This is a genomic window from Salipiger sp. HF18, assembly GCF_011806505.1.
GTDB classification, from domain to species: Bacteria; Pseudomonadota; Alphaproteobacteria; order Rhodobacterales; family Rhodobacteraceae; genus Salipiger; species Salipiger thiooxidans.
Genome location: NZ_JAATOS010000520.1, coordinates 1 through 2,727, shown reverse-complemented (window position 1 = coordinate 2,727; position 2,727 = coordinate 1). Strand labels below are relative to the sequence as shown.

At 68.9% G+C, this 2,727-nt stretch carries 1 protein-coding gene and 2 pseudogenes; 1 reads left to right on the top strand and 2 read right to left on the bottom strand.

All coding sequences use genetic code 11. The annotated features are described in order from the left end of the window. Positions 1–290: pseudogene (locus HC022_RS23475) on the bottom strand (hypothetical protein); the annotation flags it as partial. Between the two features lie 342 nt (positions 291–632). After that, complete coding sequence (gene dapA / locus HC022_RS23470) at positions 633–1,508, bottom strand: 4-hydroxy-tetrahydrodipicolinate synthase (RefSeq protein ID WP_167454011.1); 876 nt, start codon at positions 1,506–1,508, stop codon at positions 633–635. Positions 1,509–1,640: 132 nt separating this feature from the next. Between dapA and HC022_RS23465 the strand changes: the two are divergent. After that, a pseudogene (locus tag HC022_RS23465) lies at positions 1,641–2,727 on the top strand (lytic transglycosylase domain-containing protein); the annotation flags it as partial.

The window sequence follows — 2,727 nt, the reverse complement described above, 5'->3', positions numbered from 1 at the left end:
TCGAGGGCAATCCGGGCCCGCACCAGATGGCTCGCGGTCTCGACCTGGTAATCCTCGCCCGCGGGCACGATGTCCTCGACCGCGCCGATCTGGTCGCGCAGCCCCGCCAGCACCTGCTGCAAGGTCTCGCGCGGTACCTCCGCGAGGAGCGCCGGCGCCAGCGCCACCGCGTCGTCGCCCGCCAGCAACGCGAGCAGCGCCGCCTCGTCCTCCTCGGCCGCCGCCGCCACGACCACGTTACCGGCGAACACCACCGCCAGCGCCACCCAAAATACTTTCCGAAACCGCACGCCGGCCCTCCCTCTGACACGCGGGCCAGTGTGCCGCTCCCATCCCGGGACGCAACCCCACCCATCCTCGTCCGGAAACGAGCTCACCACCCGCCGTCCGGAAACGAAAAAGAGGGACCCGGTCTCCCGCGCCCCTCCTTCATCTTGCCAAATAAACTCCGGGGGAGTCCGCGTCAGCGGACGGGGGCAGCGCCCCCTCTGTCGCCACCTCGGTCCCCTCGCAGCGCCGCCGGGACTGGACCCCGCACCGGATCAACACGCCGACCGGCAGCGACCGGAAAACTGCCTGCCAATCTCAGCATGCGGCGCGCCCGAAAACGCGCCGCATCCGCAGGTCAGTGCTCAGTTCAGCAGCCCGGCGTGGCGCAGCGCGTCGTCGAGCCGGGCCCGCACCGGCTCGGTCACGGGCAGCAGCGGCAGGCGCATCTCTTCCTCGCAGAGACCCAGGCGCGCCATGGCGTATTTCGCGCCGCAGACGCCGGGCTCGGCGAAGATCGCCTGGTGCAGCGGCATCAGCCGGTCCTGGATCGTCAGCGCCTTGCCGTAATCGCCGGCGAGCGTCGCTTCCTGCAGTTCCGAGCAGAGCGTCGGCGCCACGTTCGCGGTCACCGAGATGCAGCCGATACCGCCCTGGGCGTTGAAGCCGTGCGCGGTGGCGTCCTCGCCCGAGAGCTGGATGAAGTCCGGGCCGCAGGTGATGCGCTGGGCGCAGACCCGCGCGAGGTCACCGGTGGCGTCCTTGACGCCGATGATGCGCGGCAGCTTCGCGAGCTCGCCCATGGTGGCGGGCAACATGTCCACCGCCGAACGGCCGGGGATGTTGTAGATCACGATCGGGATCTCGGCGCAGTCGTGCAGCGCCTTGAAATGCGCGTAGAGCCCGGCCTGCGTCGGCTTGTTGTAATAGGGCGTCACCACCAGCGCCGCATCGGCGCCCACGGTCTTGGCGAACTGCACGAAGCGCATCGCCTCATCGGTGTTGTTCGACCCAGCGCCCGCGATCACCGGGATGCGCCCGGCCACGGCCTCGACCACGCAGGCGATGACCGCCTCGTGCTCCTTGTGGGTGAGCGTCGGGCTCTCGCCGGTCGTGCCCACCGGCACGAGCCCGTGGCTGCCTTCGGCCACGTGCCACTCGACGAGACGTTTGAGCGTGTCGAAATCCACTGCACCGTCCTTGAACGGCGTGACCAGGGCAGGCATCGAACCTTTCAACATAACACGCTCCTTTATCCGTTTATCGTCGTGACAAGAGGTCCGGCCTGAAGGGATTGTGAGTTGGAAGCCAACCGCCGCCGGGATATCCTCTGAAGCGCGTCTATTCCTTTTCAAGCCGGAAATTGCAAGCTCATGTCGCGCCTCTGGGCCCTCATCTTCCTCATCCTCACGACCTTTCCCGCGGCGGCCCAGCAGGACCGCCCCCTCGCACAGGCCATGCAGGCCATGCGCGAGGGCAACTGGGCGGCCGCGCTGATCGATTCGCGTGGCGACGGACAGCCCGCGCTCGACGTCATCCTCTGGAACTACCTGCGCGCCAGCCGCGGCAACGCGGCGCAGGTGATGGACTTCCTCGAGCGCAACCCGGACTGGCCGGGCATGGATTACCTGCGCGAGAAATCCGAAATCGCGATCTCGGAATCCCGCGACAATGCCATCGTGAAGACCTTTTTCGAGGGCTACCGCCCGCAGACCGGTGCCGGTGCGCTGGCACTGGCCCGTGCCTATGCCGCCGAGGGCGAGCGCGGCGCCGCCGAGGCCGAGGTGGTGCTGGCATGGCGCACGCTGGCGCTGTCCTCCGAGGAGCGCAGCGCCTTTCTGACGCAATGGGGTGACCTGCTGAAGCCGCACCACCAGGCGCGGCTCGACATGGCGCTCTGGCGGGGGTGGGAGGCCAACGCCCGCGCTGTCATGCCGTTGGTCAGCGATGGCTGGCAGAAGCTCGCGGAGGCCCGCATCGGGTTGCGCGACTCGGTGCCCGGCGTCGACCGCCTGATCGAGGCGGTGCCCGAGACGCTGGCCGACGATCCGGGCCTCGCATACGAACGCTACCTCTGGCGCGTCCGCAAGGGCCGCGACGCCGACGCCATCGCGCTGCTGCTCGAACGCTCGAAGAATGCCGAGAGCCTCGGCGAGCCCTGGGCCTGGGCCGGGCGCCGCGACAGCCTTGCCCACGAATTGATGCTCGAGGGCAAGTACCGCGAGGCCTATCGCGTGGCCTCCACTCACCAGATGACCGAGGGGTCGGATTTCGCCGCGCTCGAATGGCTTTCCGGCTACATCGCGCTGCGCTTCCTTGACCAGCCGCAGGTGGCGCTGAACCATTTCCGCAGCCATGGCGAGGCGGTCGAATCCCCGATCTCGCGCGGCCGCGCCGGCTACTGGACCGGGCGGGCGCTGGAGGCGCTCGGCGACAAGGAGGCCGCGCAGCAGGCCTACC

What these genes read in the sequence shown, in the direction of transcription:
- dapA (WP_167454011.1), bottom strand. Translation starts at nt 1,508, where the DNA reads ATGTTGAAAGGTTCGATGCCTGCCCTGGTCACGCCGTTCAAGGACGGT.